This window comes from Paenibacillus sp. J22TS3 (genome assembly GCF_018403205.1).
Classification (GTDB): domain Bacteria; phylum Bacillota; class Bacilli; order Paenibacillales; family Paenibacillaceae; genus Fontibacillus; species Fontibacillus tuaregi.
In genome coordinates, this window is sequence record NZ_BOSF01000002.1 from 1 (window position 1) to 22,573 (window position 22,573).

The 22,573-nt window shown below is 47.8% G+C and carries 17 protein-coding genes, 18 tRNA genes, 2 rRNA genes and 1 pseudogene; 29 read left to right on the forward strand and 9 right to left on the reverse strand.

Annotated features, from left to right (window positions below; all coding sequences use genetic code 11):
• The 21 genes from KJS63_RS05830 to KJS63_RS05930 form a co-directional block, all read left to right on the forward strand.
• Nucleotides 1-228, forward strand: a 23S ribosomal RNA gene (locus KJS63_RS05830); the annotation flags it as partial.
• 191 nt (nt 229-419) lie between these two features.
• Nucleotides 420-536, forward strand: a 5S ribosomal RNA gene (gene rrf / locus KJS63_RS05835).
• A 51-nt stretch (nt 537-587) separates the two neighbouring features.
• Nucleotides 588-664, forward strand: a tRNA-Ile gene (locus KJS63_RS05840).
• A 78-nt stretch (nt 665-742) separates the two neighbouring features.
• Nucleotides 743-818 (forward strand) — tRNA-Ala (locus tag KJS63_RS05845).
• Nucleotides 819-821: 3 nt separating this feature from the next.
• Nucleotides 822-894: transfer RNA gene (locus tag KJS63_RS05850), tRNA-Asn, on the forward strand.
• A 48-nt stretch (nt 895-942) separates the two neighbouring features.
• Nucleotides 943-1,034: transfer RNA gene (locus KJS63_RS05855), tRNA-Ser, on the forward strand.
• Nucleotides 1,035-1,057: 23 nt separating this feature from the next.
• Nucleotides 1,058-1,132 (forward strand) — tRNA-Glu (locus KJS63_RS05860).
• Between the two features lie 135 nt (nt 1,133-1,267).
• A tRNA-Val gene (locus KJS63_RS05865) sits at nt 1,268-1,343 on the forward strand.
• A 17-nt stretch (nt 1,344-1,360) separates the two neighbouring features.
• Nucleotides 1,361-1,434: transfer RNA gene (locus tag KJS63_RS05870), tRNA-Met, on the forward strand.
• Between the two features lie 41 nt (nt 1,435-1,475).
• A tRNA-Asp gene (locus KJS63_RS05875) sits at nt 1,476-1,552 on the forward strand.
• Nucleotides 1,553-1,830: 278 nt separating this feature from the next.
• Nucleotides 1,831-1,906: transfer RNA gene (locus KJS63_RS05880), tRNA-Thr, on the forward strand.
• A gap of 6 nt (nt 1,907-1,912) precedes the next feature.
• Nucleotides 1,913-1,997, forward strand: a tRNA-Tyr gene (locus KJS63_RS05885).
• Nucleotides 1,998-2,027: 30 nt separating this feature from the next.
• Nucleotides 2,028-2,100 (forward strand) — tRNA-His (locus tag KJS63_RS05890).
• A 7-nt stretch (nt 2,101-2,107) separates the two neighbouring features.
• Nucleotides 2,108-2,182: transfer RNA gene (locus KJS63_RS05895), tRNA-Gln, on the forward strand.
• Between the two features lie 71 nt (nt 2,183-2,253).
• Nucleotides 2,254-2,329: transfer RNA gene (locus tag KJS63_RS05900), tRNA-Lys, on the forward strand.
• A gap of 37 nt (nt 2,330-2,366) precedes the next feature.
• A tRNA-Leu gene (locus KJS63_RS05905) sits at nt 2,367-2,450 on the forward strand.
• A 5-nt stretch (nt 2,451-2,455) separates the two neighbouring features.
• Nucleotides 2,456-2,530 (forward strand) — tRNA-Gly (locus KJS63_RS05910).
• 6 nt (nt 2,531-2,536) lie between these two features.
• Nucleotides 2,537-2,610: transfer RNA gene (locus KJS63_RS05915), tRNA-Pro, on the forward strand.
• A gap of 32 nt (nt 2,611-2,642) precedes the next feature.
• A tRNA-Pro gene (locus KJS63_RS05920) sits at nt 2,643-2,719 on the forward strand.
• An 8-nt stretch (nt 2,720-2,727) separates the two neighbouring features.
• Nucleotides 2,728-2,798: transfer RNA gene (locus KJS63_RS05925), tRNA-Gly, on the forward strand.
• Nucleotides 2,799-2,978: 180 nt separating this feature from the next.
• A complete protein-coding gene (locus tag KJS63_RS05930; protein ID WP_213618345.1) occupies nt 2,979-6,494 on the forward strand; it encodes a PAS domain S-box protein in 3,516 nt (1,171 codons plus the stop codon).
• Nucleotides 6,495-6,573: 79 nt separating this feature from the next.
• Here the strand turns inward: KJS63_RS05930 and KJS63_RS05935 are convergent, their stop codons facing one another.
• On the reverse strand, nt 6,574-7,422 hold the full coding sequence (locus KJS63_RS05935; RefSeq protein ID WP_213618346.1) for a DegV family protein: 849 nt from the start codon (nt 7,420-7,422) through the stop codon (nt 6,574-6,576).
• Nucleotides 7,423-7,472: 50 nt separating this feature from the next.
• Nucleotides 7,473-7,853: a hypothetical protein gene (locus KJS63_RS05940; protein WP_213618347.1), complete on the reverse strand. Its 381-nt coding sequence runs from the start codon at nt 7,851-7,853 to the stop codon at nt 7,473-7,475.
• Nucleotides 7,854-8,052: 199 nt separating this feature from the next.
• Between KJS63_RS05940 and KJS63_RS05945 the strand changes: the two genes are divergently transcribed.
• Nucleotides 8,053-8,421, forward strand: coding sequence for a DUF423 domain-containing protein (locus KJS63_RS05945; RefSeq protein WP_068619954.1), 369 nt, complete (start codon nt 8,053-8,055; stop codon nt 8,419-8,421).
• A 65-nt stretch (nt 8,422-8,486) separates the two neighbouring features.
• Here KJS63_RS05945 and KJS63_RS05950 read toward each other — a convergent pair whose 3' ends face one another.
• The 3 genes from KJS63_RS05950 to mtnK all read right to left on the reverse strand — a co-directional run bounded on the left by KJS63_RS05950 (nt 8,487) and on the right by mtnK (nt 11,442).
• Complete coding sequence (locus KJS63_RS05950; protein WP_213618348.1) at nt 8,487-9,029, reverse strand: hypothetical protein; 543 nt, start codon at nt 9,027-9,029, stop codon at nt 8,487-8,489.
• Nucleotides 9,030-9,133: 104 nt separating this feature from the next.
• Entirely contained in the window at nt 9,134-10,222 is a 1,089-nt protein-coding gene (gene mtnA, locus KJS63_RS05955; protein ID WP_213618349.1) for an S-methyl-5-thioribose-1-phosphate isomerase, read from the reverse strand.
• Nucleotides 10,219-11,442, reverse strand: a complete 1,224-nt coding sequence (gene mtnK / locus KJS63_RS05960) for an S-methyl-5-thioribose kinase (RefSeq protein WP_213618350.1) — start codon at nt 11,440-11,442, stop codon at nt 10,219-10,221. The genes mtnA and mtnK overlap by 4 nt, the downstream gene beginning before the upstream one ends.
• Before the next feature lie 251 nt (nt 11,443-11,693).
• On the opposite strand from mtnK, the gene KJS63_RS05965 reads away from it, so the two are divergent.
• From KJS63_RS05965 to sufB, 7 genes are all read left to right on the forward strand, one after another.
• On the forward strand, nt 11,694-12,167 hold the full coding sequence (locus KJS63_RS05965) for a Dps family protein (RefSeq protein WP_213618351.1): 474 nt from the start codon (nt 11,694-11,696) through the stop codon (nt 12,165-12,167).
• A gap of 2 nt (nt 12,168-12,169) precedes the next feature.
• Complete coding sequence (locus KJS63_RS05970) at nt 12,170-12,742, forward strand: DUF1802 family protein (RefSeq protein ID WP_213618352.1); 573 nt, start codon at nt 12,170-12,172, stop codon at nt 12,740-12,742.
• Between the two features lie 294 nt (nt 12,743-13,036).
• Nucleotides 13,037-13,819: a Fe-S cluster assembly ATPase SufC gene (gene sufC / locus KJS63_RS05975; protein WP_068619948.1), complete on the forward strand. Its 783-nt coding sequence runs from the start codon at nt 13,037-13,039 to the stop codon at nt 13,817-13,819.
• 18 nt (nt 13,820-13,837) lie between these two features.
• Nucleotides 13,838-15,136 (forward strand): Fe-S cluster assembly protein SufD, encoded by a 1,299-nt coding sequence (sufD, locus tag KJS63_RS05980; protein WP_068619947.1) that lies wholly within the window; start codon nt 13,838-13,840, stop codon nt 15,134-15,136.
• Nucleotides 15,133-16,347, forward strand: a complete 1,215-nt coding sequence (locus tag KJS63_RS05985; protein WP_213618353.1) for a cysteine desulfurase — start codon at nt 15,133-15,135, stop codon at nt 16,345-16,347. The genes sufD and KJS63_RS05985 overlap by 4 nt, the downstream gene beginning before the upstream one ends.
• Nucleotides 16,344-16,769: a Fe-S cluster assembly sulfur transfer protein SufU gene (gene sufU / locus KJS63_RS05990; RefSeq protein WP_213618354.1), complete on the forward strand. Its 426-nt coding sequence runs from the start codon at nt 16,344-16,346 to the stop codon at nt 16,767-16,769. The genes KJS63_RS05985 and sufU overlap by 4 nt, the downstream gene beginning before the upstream one ends.
• A 66-nt stretch (nt 16,770-16,835) precedes the next feature.
• On the forward strand, nt 16,836-18,233 hold the full coding sequence (gene sufB, locus KJS63_RS05995; protein ID WP_068619944.1) for a Fe-S cluster assembly protein SufB: 1,398 nt from the start codon (nt 16,836-16,838) through the stop codon (nt 18,231-18,233).
• A gap of 431 nt (nt 18,234-18,664) precedes the next feature.
• On the opposite strand, the pseudogene tnpA reads toward sufB, so the two are convergent.
• The 4 genes and pseudogenes from tnpA to moaD form a co-directional block, all read right to left on the reverse strand.
• Nucleotides 18,665-19,136, reverse strand: a pseudogene (tnpA, locus tag KJS63_RS06000) (IS200/IS605 family transposase).
• Nucleotides 19,137-19,310: 174 nt separating this feature from the next.
• On the reverse strand, nt 19,311-20,318 hold the full coding sequence (locus KJS63_RS06005) for a fibronectin type III domain-containing protein (RefSeq protein WP_213618355.1): 1,008 nt from the start codon (nt 20,316-20,318) through the stop codon (nt 19,311-19,313).
• 374 nt (nt 20,319-20,692) lie between these two features.
• The gene (locus KJS63_RS06010) at nt 20,693-21,727 is read right to left on the reverse strand and encodes an HD-GYP domain-containing protein (protein ID WP_213618356.1); all 1,035 of its coding nucleotides are present in this window, start codon (nt 21,725-21,727) and stop codon (nt 20,693-20,695) included.
• 99 nt (nt 21,728-21,826) lie between these two features.
• Nucleotides 21,827-22,558, reverse strand: a complete 732-nt coding sequence (gene moaD / locus KJS63_RS06015) for a molybdopterin converting factor subunit 1 (protein WP_213618357.1) — start codon at nt 22,556-22,558, stop codon at nt 21,827-21,829.
• Between the last annotated feature and the right edge of the window lie 15 nt (nt 22,559-22,573).

The following is a 22,573-nucleotide window of genomic DNA, read 5'->3' on the forward strand; positions in this document are numbered from 1 at the left end:
GACCGGGATGGACGCACCGCTGGTGCACCAGTTGTTCCGCCAGGAGCACAGCTGGGTAGCTAAGTGCGGAAGGGATAAGCGCTGAAAGCATCTAAGCGTGAAGCCCCCCTCAAGATGAGATTTCCCAATAGGTAAGACCCCTTGAAGACGACGAGGTAGATAGGCTGGGGGTGGAAGTGCAGCAATGCATGGAGCTGACCAGTACTAATCGGTCGAGGGCTTATCCAAACAAATACCCGAAGGACGCAGTTCCTAGAAGGGTGCGCAAGTTCGTTTCGTATCTAGTTTTCAGGTGATCAAGCCTGAGGAGAAGATGTGGGGCCTTTATCAAGGACTGATATTTTCTCGCAGCGATGAGTTTTCTAAGGTTGGATATTTTCCTGGAGTGATTCAGGGAGTATTGACCCGGAAAAATCCCGTTTGGTGGCGATGGCGGAGGGGTTCCACGCGTACCCATCCCGAACACGACCGTTAAGCCCTCTAGCGCCGATGGTACTTGGACCGCAGGGTCCTGGGAGAGTAGGACGCCGCCAAGCAAAATTCCTTTTACAGGAAAAAGTAGCCTTAAAAAATGGTTTACATAATGAGGGCCTTTAGCTCAGCTGGTTAGAGCGCACCCCTGATAAGGGTGAGGTCGGTGGTTCGAGTCCACTAAGGCCCACCATAATTTGTGTACTTCTGGGATTCCTGAAAGTAACTGGGATAGACTTTGAAGCCACACATTACTTTTTGACGTGAATAAGGGGCCATAGCTCAGCTGGGAGAGCGCCTGCCTTGCAAGCAGGAGGTCAGCGGTTCGATCCCGCTTGGCTCCACCATATTCCCTGATAGCTCAGTTGGTAGAGCACTCGACTGTTAATCGAGTTGTCACAGGTTCGAGTCCTGTTCGGGGAGTACCGTTCCGGGGAATATAATATTTCCCGGAACAACAACCTCTAACATGGAGAAGTGTCCGAGCTGGCCGAAGGAGCACGATTGGAAATCGTGTAGGCGTCACAAGCGTCTCGAGGGTTCGAATCCCTCTTTCTCCGCCATGTGTTTTCAACTATTTTAGTATGGCCCGTTGGTCAAGGGGTTAAGACACCTCCCTTTCACGGAGGTAACAGGGGTTCGAATCCCCTACGGGTCACCACTTTCATTAAACAGCTTCAAGTGGGGATGAGAATCCATAAGGGTTCGTCGGAGCATCTGCTTCGGTAGGAGTACATCGCAGTCTCGTTTGAAAAACGAGTATCCCCTACGGGTCACCACTTTCATTGATATTTATGGAGGCTTAGCTCAGCTGGGAGAGCATCTGCCTTACAAGCAGAGGGTCGGGGGTTCGATCCCCTCAGCCTCCACCATAATATATTTTTACTGACGCGGGGTGGAGCAGCCCGGTAGCTCGTCGGGCTCATAACCCGAAGGCCGCAGGTTCAAATCCTGCCCCCGCAATTTAATCCTGCTCTTAAGAATACGGGATTACTGAAAAGTGTGGAGCCGTGGTGTAGAGGCCTAACATGCCTGCCTGTCACGCAGGAGACCGCGGGTTCGAATCCCGTCGGCTCCGCCATTAACATCCTTTTGTATCGGGATTTGAACCCATAAGGGTTCGTCGGAGCATTGACTTCGTTAGGAATACATCGCAGTCTCGTAACGAAGTGAAGAGTATCCCGTCGGCTCCGCCATTAACATCCTTTTGTATCGGGATTTGAACCCATAAGGGTTCGTCGGAGCATTGACTTCGTTAGGAATACATCGCAGTCTCGTAACGAAGTGAAGAGTATCCCGTCGGCTCCGCCATTAACATCCTTTTGTATCGGGATGAATTGAATTAATTTTCAACACCGTGCCGGTGTAGCTCAACTGGTAGAGCAACTGACTTGTAATCAGTAGGTTGGGGGTTCAAGTCCTCTCGCCGGCACCATTTCATGGAGGCTTAGTGAAGTGGCTAAACACGGCAGACTGTAAATCTGCTCTCTACGAGTTCGGTGGTTCGAATCCATCAGCCTCCACCAGTTTTTTAATTTTATAGTTTGTGATTTATGGCGGTCGTGGCGAAGGGGTTAACGCACCGGATTGTGGCTCCGGCACTCGTGGGTTCAAGTCCCATCGATCGCCCTTTTATTGGGGATTAGCCAAGCGGTAAGGCAACGGACTTTGACTCCGTCACGCATAGGTTCGAATCCTATATCCCCAGCCATTATCACCCCAAAAAGTGAAGCGTATGCTTTGATGCAGATTCCGAATACTTTTCGGGGGCCGGTAACATTTGAGCCATTAGCTCAGTTGGTAGAGCACCTGACTTTTAATCAGGGTGTCGAAGGTTCGAGTCCTTCATGGCTCACCATTTACCTTGTATTAAAGGGTAGGTATGCAAGACATGTGCGCGTGTGGCGGAATTGGCAGACGCACTAGACTTAGGATCTAGCGTCTTTGACGTGGGGGTTCAAGTCCCTCCACGCGCACCAGATATGCGGACGTGGCTCAGCGGTAGAGCATCGCCTTGCCAAGGCGAGGGTCGCGGGTTCGATTCCCGTCGTCCGCTCCATTATATCGGGACGTAGCTCAGCTTGGTAGAGCACCTGGTTTGGGACCAGGGGGTCGCATGTTCAAATCGTGTCGTCCCGATTGTGATTTTGCAAGTGTAGTCATTCAAGTAACGGGACGTAGCTCAGCTTGGTAGAGCACCTGGTTTGGGACCAGGGGGTCGCATGTTCAAATCGTGTCGTCCCGACCACTAATTTTGCGGGTGTAGTTCAATGGTAGAACTTTAGCCTTCCAAGCTAATAGCGTGGGTTCGATTCCCATCACCCGCTTTTAATGTTCAGGAAAGAACGTTATGATGATTTATATCGTAACGTTCTTTTTTCATATTTCCATATAATTTCTTGAAATCTCATGACTGGCAACCTGGTTGATTGTTGAGACAAACGGTTAGAATTATTATAATCTGTACTAAAGCTCTCTTTTATAATGCATAGAAAGGAAAATCGGCCTTGACGAATTCGAAGAGCGAGCTGTTACATCGGCTGATTTCAGAAGGGGGCGCTTATAGATCCCTCTATGAGAACCATCCTGATGCCATCTCTGTAATGGATACCACCGGTAAGTACATTCAAGCAAATTCGGCAGCCGAGAGAGTTACCGGCTATGAGCTGGAACAGTTTGTCCGTATCCCGTCAGACCATTTATTCACGGCGGAAGGTGAGCGGCTTAGACAGTATTATTTTAAGCGGGCATTATCAGGTGAGTCTAACAGTTTCGAAATCAAGTTTAAATGTGGTGATGGCAGGCTGCTTGACCTGTATGTAACCTATGTTCCGATCCAATTAAGTCATGAAATTGTTGGCGTTTATTCTGTATTTAAAGATATTACAGCTACAAAGGAAATAGAGCAGCGCTTACTGGAATCTGAGAAGTTATACCAAGTTATTACGAATGACGCAAAGGATGTTATTGCCTTCACCTCTGAGGAAGGTATCTGTATATCCATCTCTCCTGCTATTCAAGAGCTGGTGGGTTATACTCCTGAGCAATTGGTGGGCACCTCCCTTAAGGAGCTGTTTGCAGACCAGAATTCACGTTATAAATATGAGCTGAATAAAACGAGCGGAATTGTTACCGGAAGGCTCAAACATGCAAAAGGTCATGAGATATGGGTGGAGGCTAGTATCCAGAAGGTCCGGAATACAGGGGACAGCACAGATAAGCTGCTTATCATTGCCCGTGACATTACAGCCAGAATGATAGCGGAAGAGCAACTGCGCATCAGCGAGCAGAGTCTCGCCCGGGCTCAGAGGATAGCCCATATCGGTTCCTGGCAGTGGGAAGCCGCACAGGATGAGCTGATCTGCTCCCAAGAATTCGTAAGCATATATGGAGTGGATTTTAGCAAGGCCGAAAACCCGATGGAAGAGTGGCTTAAGGCAGTTCATCCGGAAGACAGCGTGAGGATAAGGAATTTTATCCAAAGTGCAAATTTATTGGGCAGAAGATCATTTGAATTGGAATTTAGAATTACAGGCGCTGATTATAAGGAGAAAGTTCTGTTCAGTCAAACCGATATTGAGTTGGATGCGTCCGGGAAAGTTACCCGCTTGTTCGGTATTGTACAGGATATCACGGAGCGGTATCAGATGGAGCGGAGGCTCCGCGACAGTGAGAAGCAGTACCGGTTAATCTCTGAGAATTCCCTTGATTTCATTTCAAGACATAAATCGGACGAAGGAAATACGTATTCTTACGCATCTCCAGCTTGTATCACTCTGCTCGGCTATACTCCCGAAGAGCTAGTAGGCACCAGTGCGTTTGATTATTTCCATCCAAATGATTATAAACTGGTCAAAGAATACTTATCTGAACAGCTTTCAGCTCGTGATAAGTATACGGTGACCTATCGCATCCGCCGGAAAGATGGGGTATACATCTGGTTTGAGAGTACTGGCAAGTATACCTACGATGAGCAGACTGGGGAACGTCTTGACGTCATAGCTGTGTCCCGCGATGTGACAGAACGCAAGAATAGTGAGCGCAGGCTGCAGGAGAGCCAACAGCGCTATAAATCGTTGTTTGAGCATAGCCCGTCGGCGGTGTATTCTTTTGATCTGGCCGGGAGATACAAGACCGTTAACGCTAATCTTGAGGCGTTGTCCGGCTACAGCAAGGATGAGCTTGTGGGAAAGAGCTTCAAAAAACTGATTCACGGGCCGGAATTAAACAAAACCTTGTACCATTTTGGCTTGTCTATGAAAGGGCAGCCTCAGACCTACGAGACCACTCTTATTCACAAGAATGGAACACCAGTGGAACTCAGTGTTACCAATGTGCCGATCATCGTAGATGATCAGGTGGTTGGTGTATATGGAATTGCTAGCGATATCACCGAACGCAAACGGTACATTGAGCAAATTGAACAGTTGAGTTATCAGCACGCTTTAATCCTTAATTCTGTATCTGAAGGGATCTATGGCCTGGATGAGGAGGGAAGGACTATCTTTATGAATCCGGCTGCCTCCAAAATGCTGGGATACACGGTAAAAGAGGTCATTGGCACGATCAACCATGAACTTATCCATCATACCCGAAGTGATGGAATCTCCTATCCAATTGAAGAATGCCCTATCCATCAGACGCTTAGGGATGGCACGCCCCGGTATGTGAACGAAGAGGTGTTCTGGAGAAAAGACGGCTCAAGCTTCCTGGTGACTTACCGGGTAACCCCCCTGTACGACCGTGAGCAAATTGTTGGTACGGTCGTTGTGTTTAATGACATTACTAACGAGCGCGAAATTATTAAGGCCAAGGAATCGGCGGAGCGTGCGACCAAGGCTAAATCAGAGTTTCTGGCGATGATGAGTCATGAGATTCGTACCCCGTTGAATGGCATTATCGGGATGAGTGATCTTCTGTTGGAAACGGAGCTTGAAGGGGAACAGAAGGAATATGCCCACATTATCTCGGATAGCGGACGGGCACTGCTCCGGATTCTTAATGACGTGCTTGATTTCAGCAAAGTTGAGGCAGGGAAAATGGCCTTGGAATACGACTCGTTCAACTTGAGGGCTTCCGTGGCAAGTGTGGTGGATCTCTTTGCTCCTGGCGCTGCGGAGAAAGGACTGGCTCTTACCTACAGCATTGACCCATCCATTCCTGAAATGATCATCAGTGATCCTTCCCGGGTAAGGCAGGTCTTAATTAATCTGGTTGGCAACGCCCTTAAATTTACGGAATCGGGGAAAATTACGATCCATGTGTCCCGCATCCCTGCTTCAGAATTTACGGGCTTGCTGCTGGAATTTAGCATTTCAGATACAGGGATAGGTATACCTAGGGATAAGCTTAATCGGCTGTTTCAGTCTTTCTCCCAGCTGCATCCAGGTATTAATCGCAAGTATGGAGGAACTGGGTTAGGACTAGCCATCTGCAAAAAAATCGTTGAGCTCATGGGCGGGTCCATTTCTGTGGAGAGCACGGAAGGACATGGGTCGACCTTTCGTTTTACGGTGATCAGCTTTGATGCGAATCTGATTCAAGAAGACTCAGACTTCTCGGGTACCCTTATTCGCGGGGATCAGGGGGAAGAGGGAAGTGAGCCCTTAAGTATTCAGCCTTTACAGACTGAGCGCCATCTTAAGGTGCTGATTGCGGAAGATCACCCGGTGAACCGTCAGGTGTTTGTTCAGATGCTTCGTAAGCTTGGGATTGCCCCTGATATTGCCCGCAATGGGGTGGAAGCTGTGGAGGCGGTCTCAAGGCAGCGCTATGACCTTATTTTTATGGACATCAACATGTCTGTGATGGATGGGATTAAAGCAGCAAGGATTATTAGACAGCTGGTACCTGAAGGGGAGAAGCCGGTAATTATAGCCGTCAGCGCTTATGATTACAGTGAGGACAGGAAGCTTTGTCTGGAAAGCGGGATGGAGGATTTCATGAAGAAGCCCTTAACTCCCGAGAAGATCCAGCGCAAATTGCAGGAATGGAAAAGTGTTCTGGAGCTAAGGTACCCATAATTATGCCTTAACCATAACTATTAGACCAAGAAGAAGCCCTCGCCGGATTAAGCCGGGAGGGCTTCTTCTTGATTTAAGACTATTCAGCCAGATAGATAATTCCGATTGTCTTTGGCCCGCAGTGGCTGCAGATGACACAGCCGGCATCGCTTAAGAGAACCTCACGGGCACCGGTCTTCTCACGTATAAGCTCGGCCATGTCGATGGCGTCCTGTTCAGCCATAGTATGAACCACAAAGATGGTTTCTTTATCCATCTGCCCGGCTCTGGAAAGGGCGTTGCTGACCATCTGGTCTAAAGCTTTCTCACGACTGCCGCGCACCTTGTAAGCAGGTGTCATCTTCCCTTGCTGAACCTTAATGACCGGACGGATCTTAAGCAGGCTGCCCACAAGGTTCTGCATGCCGGAGCATCTTCCCCCTTTGTATAAGTAGTCCAAAGAGTCAATAACGAATTCGGTATCAACTTTCGGGCGGATACGCTCCAGGAGGGCGACGATTTCGCTAACGGTTTGACCGGCTTGCGCAGCCTTAGCTGCCCGAAGCACCTGAATTCCAATGCCGGTGGACAAGTTTAAAGAATCCACCACGGTAACCTGCCCGTCCGGAAATTCGCTAGAAGCTATAACCGCGTTCTGGTATGTAGAAGAGAGCTCAGAAGACAGACTGATGTATATAATTTGGTCCCCGGCTTCTATCGATGGGGTAAAGGCCGAAATAAAGTCAGCTGGAGAGGGGGCAGCAGTCTTCGGGAGTTTCCCTGTCTCACTGACCTTTTCGTATAACTGTGGAGGAGTCAGATCAACGCCATCCCGAAACGTTTGGTCATTAAAAACGACATACAGGGGGATGATGCCTATGTTATATTCGCTAATTAGATTTGGAGGAAGATCTGAAGTACTGTCCGCAAAAATTTTTATATTTCCCATTGCGATTCACCTTTCCGCGTTTGATGCAATCTTTTGAACCGTATTAAAGTTTAGCTGGCACGAATGAGGAAGAGTACAAGCATAAGAGCTGGAGGCAATGCCCCAATACAGACGCCCAGAATGGCAAACAGCCTCTTCCGGTTGGCTAAGGTCAGGCCAATAATACCGAGTATAACAGATACCAGGGTGAGGGCCATAGCTGCCAATATAGTCACACCAGCCTGTACAACACCGGGATGATTTACGATAGTTTCTGTGGGAACGGATTTTGCAGCGTTAAGCAAATCATGAGCCGTTACAACTATAATAGAGATTGCGGCGACGTAAGCAAACAGGGCAACGATACTTACAATGAAAGAGGCAATCCCAGGTCCCGAGTGTTTCAGCTTCCCTTCAGGCAGGCCTGGTCCTGAGATGTTGTGATTATCCATTTAATGATCTCCTTTACAATTCTCACACTTCTTAACCTCGTTTTAATTTTTCATAAATTCCAAAAAAAATCAAGGAATCTTTGTAATTATATGCTTATTAATTCTTCTATACAAAAGGGTTGTGTGGCAGAGAAGGCTGATAATACGATAAGATAGCAGGTAAGACAGGAATATTGGGATAGAGGAGATGAAAATTAGCATGAACCGGAAGTATGTTGGCATAGGAGCGCTCCTGCTCCTGCTAAGTGTGGCGATCGGGGCATTTGGTGCCCATGCCCTAGAGAAAATTCTAGGGGATTATAAAGCTACCTATGAAACGGGTGTTCATTACCATATGATTCATGCGGTTGGTATTATATTGATCGCCCTCGCCGCTGGACAGTGGGGAGAATCACGCAAGCTGCTCTGGGCGGCCAGGCTGATGGTAGCCGGTATTATTCTGTTCTCAGGCAGCTTGTATGTGCTGAGCATTACCGGTATCAAAGTACTCGGGGCGATTACTCCGCTTGGTGGAGTGGCCTTTATTATAGGCTGGCTGCTGTTTGCAATGGCGGCATTTAAAAAGTAAAAGTAAAAGGGAAAGGGCGTTCTTCGGATTCAACTGAAGAACGCCCTTTGTTATTGATTTTGCACTTATGCATCCACAAAATCAATAATTTCACTGAGCCTAAAGGTATAAACCTGCTTCTCATCAACATGGTACACATTTATCGTCCGGGTATCCGGCGCATAGTTCAAAATACGGCAGGGCAGCGTAACTCTCTCCCGGTTGCGTTCAATGGACAAGCGCACGAGCTTATTATTGGCTACATAGTTCTGGATCCAAGACTGGATGGCGGCCTCGTTCATGTTGACCATAGAACTGAGCTTGTCAGCCACTTCCAAAGATGGTTTCGGTGCTGGTTTCTTAACCTCTTCCCTAACTGGTTCTTTGGATGTGAGATCTTCGCCTGGATTCTTAGATGCTTTGGATATCATGGCTTGTCTCTTTGCCGATAATGTAGCTTCAATAATTTCGCCAAGCTCCACACCGGACTTGATCCGGTAATCTACCAGTTTTCCTTGATTAAGCAGCTCAATCAAAGATTGGAGGGCGAGAGCATTGGATTTACTTTTAATTAAAATATCGACATTAAACAAGTAGGCAAGTTCATCGTTATTATTCTTGTTAGTCATAGGCCCCTTCATATCCTGGTTTTTCTATAAATCATACCATTATTTTATGGAGGAGCAAAGCCTTAGAAAACCCTGATTAGTGCCAATTTCATACATCTGAATTCTTATGAAAAAAGCGCTGCCAAGTTCTTATGATAAGGTGGTCTCACAATCCCCTTCTCGGTGATGATGGCGGTTACATACTCATTCGGTGTCACATCAAAAGCGGGATTGAATACTTTTACGCCTGCCGGGGCTGTACGTTTACCAAAGCCTTCGGTCACTTCGCTCTCCGGGCGTTCTTCAATCGGAATATCCTGGCCGGTAGGTGTATTCAGATCAATGGTGGAGAGGGGCGATGCTACGTAAAAAGGGATTCCATGAGATTTTGCCAGGACGGCAACCCCATAGGTACCGATCTTGTTGGCGACATCGCCATTGGCCGCGACCCGGTCGGTTCCGACGATTACGGCTTGAACCCAGCCTTTGGTCATAACCACAGCAGCCATGTTGTCCGTCAGAAGGGTGACGTCAATTCCGGCCTGCTGGAGTTCAAAAGCAGTCAACCTCGCTCCTTGCAGGACAGGGCGGGTCTCGTCCGCGAACACCTTAAGCGGGATTCCGCGCTCCTTGGCAAGGTAAAATGGGGCCAGAGCGGTACCGTATTTGGCTGTTGCAAGTCCTCCTGCATTGCAGTGGGTCAGCACGCCCATGCCGCTCTCGAACAGAGGCAGGGCGTTCTCCCCGATCAAGCGGCACACTTCTTCATCTTCCTGGTGAATCAAAATCGCTTCCGCCAGCAGCCCCAAATAACGGTTCTCAAGCTCAGGCTGCTCTTCAGCAAGAAGGGCTGCCCGGTTCTTCATCCGGTCGAGCGCCCAGAACAGATTAACTGCGGTTGGACGTGACGTGGCCAAATAATCAGCCGCTTTCGTAATATGCTCAAGCCAGCCGGATGCGTCACCCTTGTAACTTTGAGCAGCCAGCGCTACGCCGTAAGCGGCGGAGATTCCGATGGCTGGAGCACCCCTTACTTTCATGGAAGCAATGGCTTCCCACACTTCCTCAGGTGAAGTCAGTTCATGAAACACAATCTGTTCTGGAAGCAGGCGCTGATCCAGAAGAAACAGCCGGTTCTCCTCCCAGCGAAGACTTAATAAAGGACCTTGGCCTTCTGGATTCGGCGATTGGTTTAAATCTGGATGTATGCTCATAGGGTCACTTGTTCCTCCTTTGCTGCCTGTTTGGCAATTGCGGCGATCTCTTCAATAGAGCTTGCAAAGCGTCCGCGCCGCACAAGTGCTGTGCCAATCTGAAGAGCAGCCTGCTTAGCCTGCCGCTGCAGTGCGGCATCCTCAATCGTATCGATGTCCGCCACATGGGATAAACCAACAATACGCCGGATCATTTTGGCGCCAGCAAAGCCGATGGTATCGCGAAGAATCTTCTGTACGTACATATCCTGGTATCCGGCGGTCCGGGCGGTGAAATCCACCACGTCACGGTTCCACAGCTCCCGGAAGTTTGATTCAAAATGGCGCCATACGCTCTCCACCATCTGAAGCAGCCGCCCACGGCGGGCCTGCAGTTCCTCCAAGGAAGGACTCCAGCCTGGTTGTGCTGCATAGTTAAGCAGGAGGTTGGCAATTACCGCCCCGATATCAAAGCCCATTGGGCCATAGTAGGCGAATTCCGGATCAATCACCTTGGTGGAGTCGGGAGTTGCAAAAATGCTTCCTGTGTGGAGATCCCCGTGAAGCAGGGCCTCGGCATGAGTCAGGAACTTCTCGCGCAGAAGGGCGATTTCAAGACGGAGTTCATCATCATGCCACAGAGCTTCGGCATCCTGCCGGATGTCTTCGCTGAAATTGTTGTTAGGTGAATCCCGGTAAGGATCTTCGAAGATCAGATCCTCCGTGATTTTGCACAGATCCGGATTAATAAACTGGGCAACCCGCAGCTTCTTCTCCTGCTGATTCATCCCAAGATCCGATGTATAGAAGAGGGTGGAGGCCATAAATCTTCCGATATGCTTGGCGAACAGAGGATATTCCTGTCCCTCGATCAAGCCTTTGCGCATAATCGTATGGTCGCTGAGATCCTCCATCACCGTGATGGCCAGTTCATCATCGTAGGAGTAAACGGCCGGCACCAAGTCGGGGGCGTAAGCATGCTGAATTTGAAGCGCCTCCCGTTCAATCCTTGCACGGTCCAGGCTAAGCGGCCAGGACTCTCCGACAACCTTGGCATAAGGCAGCGCCTGCTTAATAATGAGCCCTTTACCGCCTGCTTCATCCGTAACATGAAACACGAGATTTAAATTGCCGTCTCCGATCTCCCGGACCGACAATTCCGCATCCTCACGGAAATGGCCAGGGATCGATTGTGCTAAAGCAACTGCCTCATCTAAAGACAGAGGATGATATTGGGACATACAGAACACCTCCGGGGACACTTATAGGTCTTAATATTTTATGGGTAAAAATAACTTGAAGTTAGTATATCGGAAAAGTAACCCTTTTTGTATCTTTTTTTAATGGAATAGAGATTGTTTCGTCCAGAACTGGGCAGGGTAAAAGTAGTCATGGGACGATACTGTTCCAGACAACATGACCTATCATTCACGGGGTAACCCGGTGGAATGATCATAAATTCAATTTCCAATGAAAAGTGAGGGAATTTAACATGGCTAAAACAGATTCTAAATCAAACAGCAAAACGAACACATCTGGATTGGAACAGGTGCTTAACCAACAGATCGCTAATCTCAATGTATTGTATGTAAAGATCCATAATTACCATTGGTATGTTAAAGGAAACAACTTCTTTACGCTGCATGTGAAATTTGAGGAGCTTTATAACGAAGTGGCTTTGAAAATGGATGAGATTGCCGAACGACTTCTCGCTATCAAGGGAAGCCCGGCTGCAACGCTTAAGGAATATCTTGACCTCGCAACGATTCAGGAAGCAACAGGTAAGGAAGATCCTAATACCATGGTGCAGAACCTGATCGAGGATTTCGCCACCCTGTCCGAATCCTTCTCTGAAGGGATTGAGCTGGCGGACCAGGCTGAAGATGAAGCAACGAGCGACCTGCTGACTGGATTCAAGGGAGAGTTTGAAAAACATATGTGGATGCTGCGCTCTTATTTGGGATAACCATGAATCATAAAGTTCTGGCATTGAAGGAATGGGCTTCGGCCCTCTCCGTATTGGAGAGCGGTCAGCAGATCCTTTTGATGCGTAAGGGTGGAATCAAGGAGGAGACCAGACACTTTGAGGTGAAAAGTCCCTCCTTTTATTTATACCCGTCCTATGAGCATCAGCGCCGCGAGCTTGTCAAACCGGAGTTTAGAAAGTTGGTTGATGAGTCTATTGCGGACAGGAACCAGGAAGACCAGATGGTCACAATCAAGCTCTTCGCAGAAGTTGCCGAGGATATCGAACTAAGCAGCGAAGAAAAGATCAGGCGGCTGCAGGATTTTCACATGTGGATGCCCACCTTCGCCGAGGAGCGTTTGAGATGGAAGCCCCGTGATCCTCTTCATGTGCTGCTTTTGAGAATATATGTATTGGATAAGCCCGTTACGCTTCCTGTTCTCCCGGCTTATATTGGATGCAAATCTTGGATTGAGCTGCCAGCTGAGTTTGAAGCCGGGCCCATGACTCCTGTGCTGGGAACCAAGGAGTTTGGGGATAAGGCAGCGGCTATCAAGCGGATACTGCAGGTCTAAATAAGCTCTCAGGCTTGGCTGAATTTTAGCCAGGCCTGATCTATTTTGGGATAGCTGCCGAAAGGCTGGATATTTAAGGACAAATAAGCTGAATAGACGAGGTCCAAGGCGTATGGGACAGATTGATAAACGTTAGGAAGTAGGGTAGAATGAAATGAGAATCATTGAGAATCACTTAGAATAATTCTAATTTGATACTCATTATGGTACAATTGCAGGCAGTATGGGAGACGTCCCGTTTCAAATATACGTGGAATCTAATGACACTTACATTGACGGAGGGAGCAGTAAATCATGGCTACACATTTTACGATTGAAGGTTTGAAAGCTACGATTGAAGGCAAGGAAATCTTGAAGGGAATCAACCTGGAGATCAAGGGCGGCGAAATCCACGCCATTATGGGACCGAACGGGACAGGTAAGAGTACTCTGGCTTCGGCTTTAATGGGGCATCCTAAATATGAAGTAACGGATGGTAAAGTCACTTTGGACGGAGAAGATGTGCTCGAGATGGAAGTTGACGAGCGCGCCCGTGCCGGCTTGTTCCTGGCTATGCAGTACCCTAGTGAAATCGCAGGGGTGACGAATTCCGACTTTCTTCGCAGTGCTATCAACGCACGCCGCGGGGAAGGTAACGAAGTATCCCTGATCAAGTTCATCCGCCAAATGGAAGGTAAGATGAAAGAGCTTGAAATGAACCCTGAATTTGCACACCGTTATTTGAATGAAGGCTTCTCCGGCGGTGAGAAGAAGCGGAATGAAATTCTTCAAATGATGCTGCTTGATCCGAAAATTGTTGTGCTTGATGAAATTGACTCCGGTCTTGATATCGACGCACTCCGCATTGTGGCTAACGGGGTAAACACCATGCGTAGTGAAGAGCGTGGTTTCTTGATTATTACTCACTACCAACGCCTGCTTAACTACATTACGCCTGACTTTGTACACGTGATGATGCAGGGCCGTATCGTTAAGTCCGGTGGACCTGAGCTGGCTGAGCGTCTGGAGAAGGACGGATATGACTGGGTTAAAGAAGAGCTTGGAATTGTTGACGAGACTGTAGGTCAAGAGGCGTAAGCGGAAGGAGGAGAATACATGACTACACAAACCATTCTTCCGGTTGACCGCGAAGCCCTGGAGGCATTCTCCAAGTCAAACGGCGAGCCATCTTGGGTAACCGAGAGCCGCGCCAAAGCACTTGAGCTTGCAGCCGGACTTGAACTGCCAAAACTGGAAAAGACAAGACTGGACCGCTGGACGCTGTCCAATTACGGAAAGCTTCGTCAAGGCGCGCAAGCTTCACAGGAACTTCCTGAAAGCTTGTCCAGCCTGGTGGAAATTAATGAACACAGCAATCTGATTGTTCAACGCAATTCAGGAGTGGTATTCACTCAATTGTCGCAGGAATTGGCTGCACAAGGTGTGATTTTTACCGACCTGGAAACTGCTGTGCGCGAGCATGCTGATCTGGTGCAGAAGCATTTGTTCACTGCGGTGCCTGCGGAAGAGAACCAGCTGACAGCTCTTCATGCGGCAATGTGGAACGGCGGCGTGTTCCTGTATGTGCCCAAAAATGTGGAAGTTGAAATTCCGCTTCAGGCTGTATTTTTGATCGATGACGCGGCTGAAGGCTTCACTCCACACGTGCTGATTGTTGCGGACAGCAACAGCCGGGTGACTTACGTGGATAACTACATTTCCGGTGACCTAAGCGGCGAACTCGTTCATAACGGTGCGGCTGAGGTATTTGTTAAGGCTGGCGCTAAAGTGCAGTTTGCTTCCGTCCATCACCTTGCCGGACAAATTACGGACCTGACTTACCGCCGTGCGGTTGTTGAGAACGATGGCAGTATTGAATGGATCATTGGTGAAATGAACAGTGGAGATGCCATGAGTGAAACCCTCAGTATCCTTAAAGGAAATGGCTCCACTTCTGATGCGAAGGTTATTGCGGTTGGATCAGGTGACCAGAAGCTGAACTATACCACTAAAGCGGTTCACTTCGGGAAGAGCTCGGACAGCCAAATGATCACCCGTGCCGTGATGCGTGAGCAAGCAACCGCTATTATCAACGGGATTACCAAGATCGAGAAAGGCGCAACCAAGGCTAACGGCGAGCAGACAGAGAAAGTGCTTATGCTTAGCCCGAAAGCCCGTGGGGACGCCAATCCAATCCTGCTGATTGATGAGGACGATGTTACAGCTGGCCATGCTGCCTCTGTCGGCCAAGTCAATCAGGAGCAGATTTATTATCTTATGTCTCGTGGAATTTCCCGGGAGCAGGCGGAGCGTCTGATTATTTATGGCTTCCTTGCACCTGTTGTGTCCGAGATTCCACTTGAACAGCTTCAGACTCAGCTTCAAAGCCTGGTCGAAAGGAAGCTGGGACAATGAACAGCCAGTGGATCAAGGAACAGTTCCCCATACTGAACCAAGAGGTCAATGGCCATCCACTTGTATATTTGGACAGTGCGGCGTCTTCCCAGAAGCCGCGTGCTGTTATTGAAGCAATCAAGCATTATTATGAATGGGATAATGCAAATGTTCACCGCGGCGTGCATACCTTGGGAAGCCGGGCGACCGACGCCTATGAGGGCGCCCGGGAGAAGGTCGCCAAGTTCATTGGGGCGAAGCGGTCCGAAGAGATCGTTTTTACCCGGGGAACGACAACCGCGCTTAATTTGGTAGCTTCATCTTATGGACCTACTGTTATAAACGAAGGGGACGAAATTGTGATCACCCAAATGGAGCATCACAGCAACTTTATCCCTTGGCAGCAGCTTGCCTTGAGAACAGGCGCTACGCTGAAGTTTATTCCACTCGAACAGGACGGTACAGTAACGATTGAAGCTGCTGAGAAGACGATTACTCCTAAGACCAAGATCGTAGCGATGGCTTATGTGTCGAATGTTATGGGGGTTATCAACCCGGTTAAGCAAATTGCTGAAGTGGCTCACCGTAACGGTGCGGTTATGGTTGTAGACGGGGCACAGAGCACGCCTCATTTGAAAGTGAATGTACAGGATCTGGATTGCGACTTCTACACCATTTCAGGCCATAAAATGTGCGGTCCAACGGGCATTGGGGTATTATATGGTAAGAAGGCTCTGCTGAGCGCGATGCCGCCGATTGAGTTCGGCGGTGAGATGATTGATGATGTCGGGCTGTACGAGTCGACCTGGAAAGACGCACCGATGAGATTTGAGGGCGGCACTCCGATCATTGCCGGCGCTGTTGGCCTTGGGGCAGCCATCGATTTCCTTACCGAGGTTGGTATGGAGCAAATTGAACGCCATGAGAAAGAGCTTGCCGGATATGCCATGGACCGCTTGTCCCAGATTGACGGAGTAAGTATCTACGGTCCAGCCAAACGGCAGGTTGGCCTGGTTACCTTCAACCTTGGTGATGTGCATCCTCATGATGTGGCAACTGTGCTTGATTCTTACGGTGTGGCTATCCGTGCAGGACACCACTGCTGCCAGCCTCTCATGCGCTGGCTGCAGGTGAGCTCTACCGCTAGAGCGAGCTTGTACTTGTACAATACCGAACAGGATATTGACCGCTTGGCCGATGCTTTAGTTCAAGCAAAGGAGTACTTCGCATGACACAACTGGACGATCTTTACCGGCGTGTAATTATGGATCACTATAAAAACCCGCGTAACCGTGGCAAGTTTGAAGAGGATACGGTAGTGGTGGATTTGAACAATCCGACCTGTGGTGACCGGATTTCGCTTCAGCTCAAGCTGGAAGATGGAGTTGTCCAGGATGCCCGGTTTACTGGAGAAGGCTGCTCTATCAGCATGTCCTCCGCATCCATGATGACGGAAGCCGTAAAGGGCAGAAAGCTTGAAGAAGCCTTGGATTTTGCCGACCGCTTCTCTTCCCTTATGAAGGGGGAAGACGTGACTTTTGACGACTATGAGGATTTGGAAGCTTTGTCCGGCGTGAGCAAATTCCCTGCCCGCATCAAGTGTGCAACGTTGGCATGGAATGCGCTGCGCAAGGGCATTGACCATGATGACTGATTACGACATATAGATAGGTACAACGGCTTCACCCAGCAGTACTAGAGAACTTAGGAGGTATTAACTATGGCTAAAAAAGCGCCAGATTTGGAAGAGTATAAATATGGCTTCCGTGATGAGCACAAAGCGGTTTTCCAGTCTGGTAAAGGACTGACCCGTGAGATCGTCACTGAAATTTCCCGTATTAAGAATGAGCCGGAGTGGATGCTTGATTTCCGTCTGAAATCACTTGCCCAATTCGAGAAAATGCCTTTGCCGCGTTGGGGCGGGGAATTGGACGATCTGGATTTCAACGATATCCAGTACTATGTTCGTCCTTCGGAGAAGCAGGGGAAGACTTGGGAAGAAGTTCCTTCCGAAATTAAAGAGACCTTCGACAAGCTCGGAATTCCGGAAGCGGAGCAAAAGTTCCTTGCCGGGGTATCCGCCCAGTATGAGTCTGAGGTTGTTTACCACAGCATGCAGAAGAACCTTGAGGATCAAGGGGTTATTTTCACAGATACTGATACAGCTTTGCGTGAGCATCCGGAAATTTTCCGGGAGTACTTCGGTACTGTGATTCCTCCTGCGGACAACAAATTTGCGGCACTGAACAGTGCGGTATGGTCCGGGGGAAGCTTCATCTATGTTCCTAAAGGTGTGAAATGTGAAGTGCCTCTGCAGGCTTACTTCCGTATCAACTCGGAGAACATGGGTCAGTTCGAGCGTACGCTGATCATTGCGGATGAAGACAGCTTCGTCCACTATGTTGAAGGCTGTACAGCTCCAATTTACAGCACAAACTCGCTGCATAGTGCTGTAGTTGAGATCATCTGTAAGAAGAACGCCCGCGTTCGTTACACTACGATCCAGAACTGGGCACCGAACATCTACAACCTGGTAACCAAACGTGCCGTGGCTGAAGAGAATGCAACGATGGAATGGGTAGATGGTAACATCGGTTCCAAGCTGACTATGAAATACCCTGCGGTGGTGTTGAAGGGCCGTGGAGCTAAAGGCAGCGTGCTCTCCATCGCGGTTGCAGGTAAAGGCCAGCATCAGGATGCCGGAGCGAAAATGATTCACCTGGCACCAGATACGACTTCAACGATCGTATCCAAGTCGATCAGTAAGCACGGCGGTAAAGTAACTTACCGTGGCCTTGCATCCTTCGGACGCCAAGCTGAAGGTGCCAAAGCGAACGTGAAATGTGATACGCTGATTCTGGATAACGAATCCACTTCAGATACTATTCCATACAACGAGATTATGAACGACAACATTGTGCTTGAGCATGAGGCGACCGTCTCCAAGGTCTCTGAAGAGCAGCTGTTCTATCTGATGAGCCGCGGCTTAAGCGAAGCTGAAGCTACACAGATGATCGTTATGGGCTTCATCGAGCCGTTTACGAAGGAGCTTCCGATGGAATATGCGGTAGAGATGAACCGTCTTATCAAGTTTGAGATGGAAGGCAGTATTGGTTAAGAAGGAATTAAGCAGGGCGGGAGGTTTACAAAGAAATAGTGTTAGTGACATACCGATATGATACCGTTCAATCGAATATGCTCATTATTTCTTTCTCTCTGTATAAAGGTGGGCGTACGTGTCGGTAGTTTGCTTGATATCATCGTGACGCATTCTTTTACGAGGTAGTTATCAACACCTTTGCCGGATACGAATATACTGTTATTGAATCCGTAGATCTTTTCTGCGGATTCTTTTTATTTGCGGTCCCACGAGCTGTCGTGCTGTTAACCGCTAAATAACAGAGGCAAAATCATAACCACCCGTCCAACGGGTGGTTTGCTCTTGGGGTATAACCCCTGTTGCCAAACTGCGCCTAAAGACGCTAGCGTGACCACAAATCTGTTCAGGCTCAGTGTAATTTGTCACTTTCACTTACCAGTTAAACTGGTTTATTTCTTTTTGCTCCTGTTACTGCTAAACGGGTCTTTATACTCTTTTACACTCAGTTTATCTATGGCTTGGTCATGTGCTTCCTGTTCACGAATGTACTTGGCTACAGTTGCTTCATTTAAGCCCACTGTACTGACATCATATCCTTCTGCCCAAAATTTCCGATTCCCATATTTATACTCTAGCTGCGCATGCTTCTCAAAGATCATGAGCAAACTTTTCCCCTTCAGATATCCCATGAAGGATGATACTGAAATTTTTGGGGTATCGCTACTAGCATGTGAACGTGGTCTGGCATCATGTGAACTTCTATAATCTCTATTCCTTTGTACTTACATAAACGTTTGAATATTTCAATTAAATCTTTCCTCACTTGATTATAAATTCTTTCCGTCTATACTTCGGAGTAAATACAATGTGGTATTTGCACATCCACTTTGTGTGAGCTAAACTATAGCTCTTGTTTGCCATCTAAGACCATCCTTTCTTTGAGCCTGAACATCTCAATTCGGGATGGTCTTGTTGGTCAAACCCTCGTTCCCTCCACCCGCATAGCGGGTGGTTTTTTGTTTCGCGTGTTTCACGCACTCAACTGGCTAAAGCCTAAATTTAAAAAAGAGCCGTTAGGGGCTCTTTCTGTTTTTACTATTTGCTCAAATTGTATTCGCTGACTTCAAACGTAAGAATTTTATCGAAGATCACATAGTCTTTGCGCGCGCTAAATGGCCCTTTATTATTAGTTCCTTTATTTATTGCAAAGAAGGAAGGACCTCTTCCAGCGTCCTTAGCATCGTACCAGCTCATAAAGCTAGTTATTTCATTATTTGAGAGATCGTATTCCTTCTCTAAACCGTTTGTCATAGTTATCGTAAGGATAGCACGGTCACCAGTTGGTTGTGGATTAGGGTTTGGTTGTGACGCCAAAGGTGTTGCATAAGCTTCATTTGAATTCGCACTTTCGCCGTCAGCATTTAAAGCTGTTACAACATAGTAATATTGAGTGCCGTTAACTGCAGTAGTATCAACATATTTAGTATCAGGGACATTGTTGGAAACTGTAACATAGGGACCGCCAGCCGTGGTTGATCTTTTAACATTGTAACCAGTGGAATTAGGCACAGAATCCCATGTTAGATTAACTTTTCCGTCACCACCGCTAGTTGTTAGCGTGCTAGGTTTTGCTGGTGGTTGAGCTTCTTTGGAATAAGCTTCTAATGTATATAGTTTTAAATTTGTGTTGTTTACTCCATTTATTTGTATATATTTTACGTTATCAACGGGATCAAAGATGACAACTTGCTCTGTTGAGGTAAGAGGAATATTTGATATTAGATTAGAATTAGAATCTAACAAACTAATTTTGGACCCTAGGCCGCCTAAACTATCCACTTTAATTCTAATTTTGTTAAGAGTAGTTGGAGCAGCAAGAATATATTTATATGCAAAACTTACATCTTCCTTATAGGGTTTTGTCTCAGTATATGTACTGTCATCACCATCTGTTGCATTACTTTTTGGAGTAATGAATAGTGTCCAATGGACTACCTCCGGTTGCAATCCACGTAAAAGGTCAGTTTGTGCTGCAGATGCATTAGAAATTGGTAGGCATAAAACAAAGAGTGATAATACTAGGAACGAAATAAACTTCTTCAAATTAAATTTCCCCTTTTCTTTTAAATAATAACAAATGAATATTACTCCTCCGTTGGTTACAAGTCTAAACAAAATTGACTAATCATGTAATTAATTGTTTTATTCATGTAATTAATTGTTTTGTGTAGGATTATTTTTTTCAAACTTGTAGCGGATATCCATCGACCAACCCCGCATAAGCAAGTAGGTTCCGTCCTGCTCCGTTTAAGACTAGTGGACAGGCGGCTGGTTTTGTCCTGGTCTTTGGCCTAATTAGATTCCGCTACAACCAGAACATGAGAAAGAAGCCTAAAAGCAATGATGCTCTTAGGCTTTTTGTTTTTTCTATTAATCTGTCCTGTCGTTCTATAATTTGTCCGTTTTGATTTTCCTCCCTACTCCACAAACACTTCCTGGATGTCGATGTTCGGTTCCCGGGACAGGTCCGCGAAGCGGGTATCCGTTTTCACAAGTGGACGGAAGAAATCGGATGGATTGGTCATAACGATAGAGCCCAGCTCCCCGGACGTCAGACGTACGCGCTTGCCGATAAAGTTCGGCAGCATGTGGCGGATGAAGGCTTGAGTTGGTTCGGGGCTGAACTTGCCGAAGCTGAGTCTATACAGTTCGTGGAGAACGGTTATAAGCTCCTGCTTGTTCTGATAGACCCGGTTAGAGGTCATGGCGCTGTATACATCCGCAATGGCGGTAATCTTGGCAAACGGATGAATCTCTGAGCTGGTTAGGCCCTGCGGATAACCGCTTCCATCTTCGCGTTCATGATGCTGGAGGGCAACCAGAGCGGAGATCTCATCCGTTGTGGAATTACGAATAATTTCATAACCATAAGTGGTATGGCGCTTGATTTCCTCGAACTCTTCTTCTGTCAGCTTGCCTGGTTTATTAAGAATTTCGGGAGGAACCATACTTTTGCCGATGTCATGCAGAAAGCCTGCTTTGCCAGCTTTGTATGCCTCATCATGAGGATATCCCATCCACAGGGCGATATAATATGACAGCATGCCTACCTGCATGGAGTGGTTGTAAGTATAGTTATCCTTGTTGTCCAGCAGAAGGAGGAGGGATACAACATCCTTTTGTGATGTGAGCTGCTCCATCAGAGGCATGAGTAAGTCGTCGACGTCATTCTGGTCGAATTTGCCGGTAGCCAGAGATTCAAGAAAGATGCTTTCGAAAGCATCGATGGCATCATTGAATTGAAGCTCCATCTTTTGAATCGAGGCTACAGGGGAAGCTTCTGTTTCGGAGCTCAAATCGACATCTACGTAATCGATACTGTGCTGAACAAGTTTCACGATGGATTCATTGGTGAGCATAGTCCCTTTCTTTAGAACAAAAACCCCATTACTATTAAAGATATCATTTTCTATCCGATCACCTGGAGCCAGCTCCATCACGTGTCGTCTCATAAATTTCCCCCTCATTCGACCCTGTTTGCTATTAATATATCAGGAAATATTTGGACTGACAATGATTTTGATAGGCTGAAAGACACGCTGTTTCAGGGTCTACAGAGGGGCTCTGGGATTCCAAGGTCCTTGTTGATGACCTTTCCATTCAGACCCATCTTCCCATATTTCCTTCTTCCAAATCGGGACGATCTGCTTCAGCCTTTCGATCGCGTATCGGCTGGCTTCGTAACAGGCATCCCGGTGTGGGGAGGAGACCGCAATAATAACACTGGTCTCGGTTATGTCCACCCGTCCGATCCGATGGCTGATGGCAGTAAGGGTGCCGGGCCATTTGAGCTGAATTTCCCGGCCTATATTCTGAAGACCGGATAAGGCCATGGGCACGTAGGCTTCATATTCAAGGTGAACGGTACGCTGTTCTCCAGTCATTTCCCGTGTGGTTCCCACAAAAGACAGCGTGGCTCCGTGATTGGCATGAATGACCTTGGCGGTTACCTCTTCCACGGAGAGGGGAAGTGAACTTATAACATACAAACCGTCCTCAGATTGGCGGACTTCATGATCCGTACCCGTAACGGATTCACCGCCGGAGACGGGAGGTATCAAGGCGACTTCATCCGATGCTGTAATGGAATGGTCTAAGCCTGCATATTCTTGATTTACCGCTACAAAAGATACAGCAATCAAGGAATCGGCTGCGGGATAAGCTTCAGACAGCTGCTGCTTCAGCTCCCCCGCGGTCACGGAGTCACCGGGAAGCTCAACCTGAATTATGGATGAGCCCATACGGTCGGCAAGCCCCGCGAATAATTTTATCGTTAACTGCATAATTTCTCACCTCAG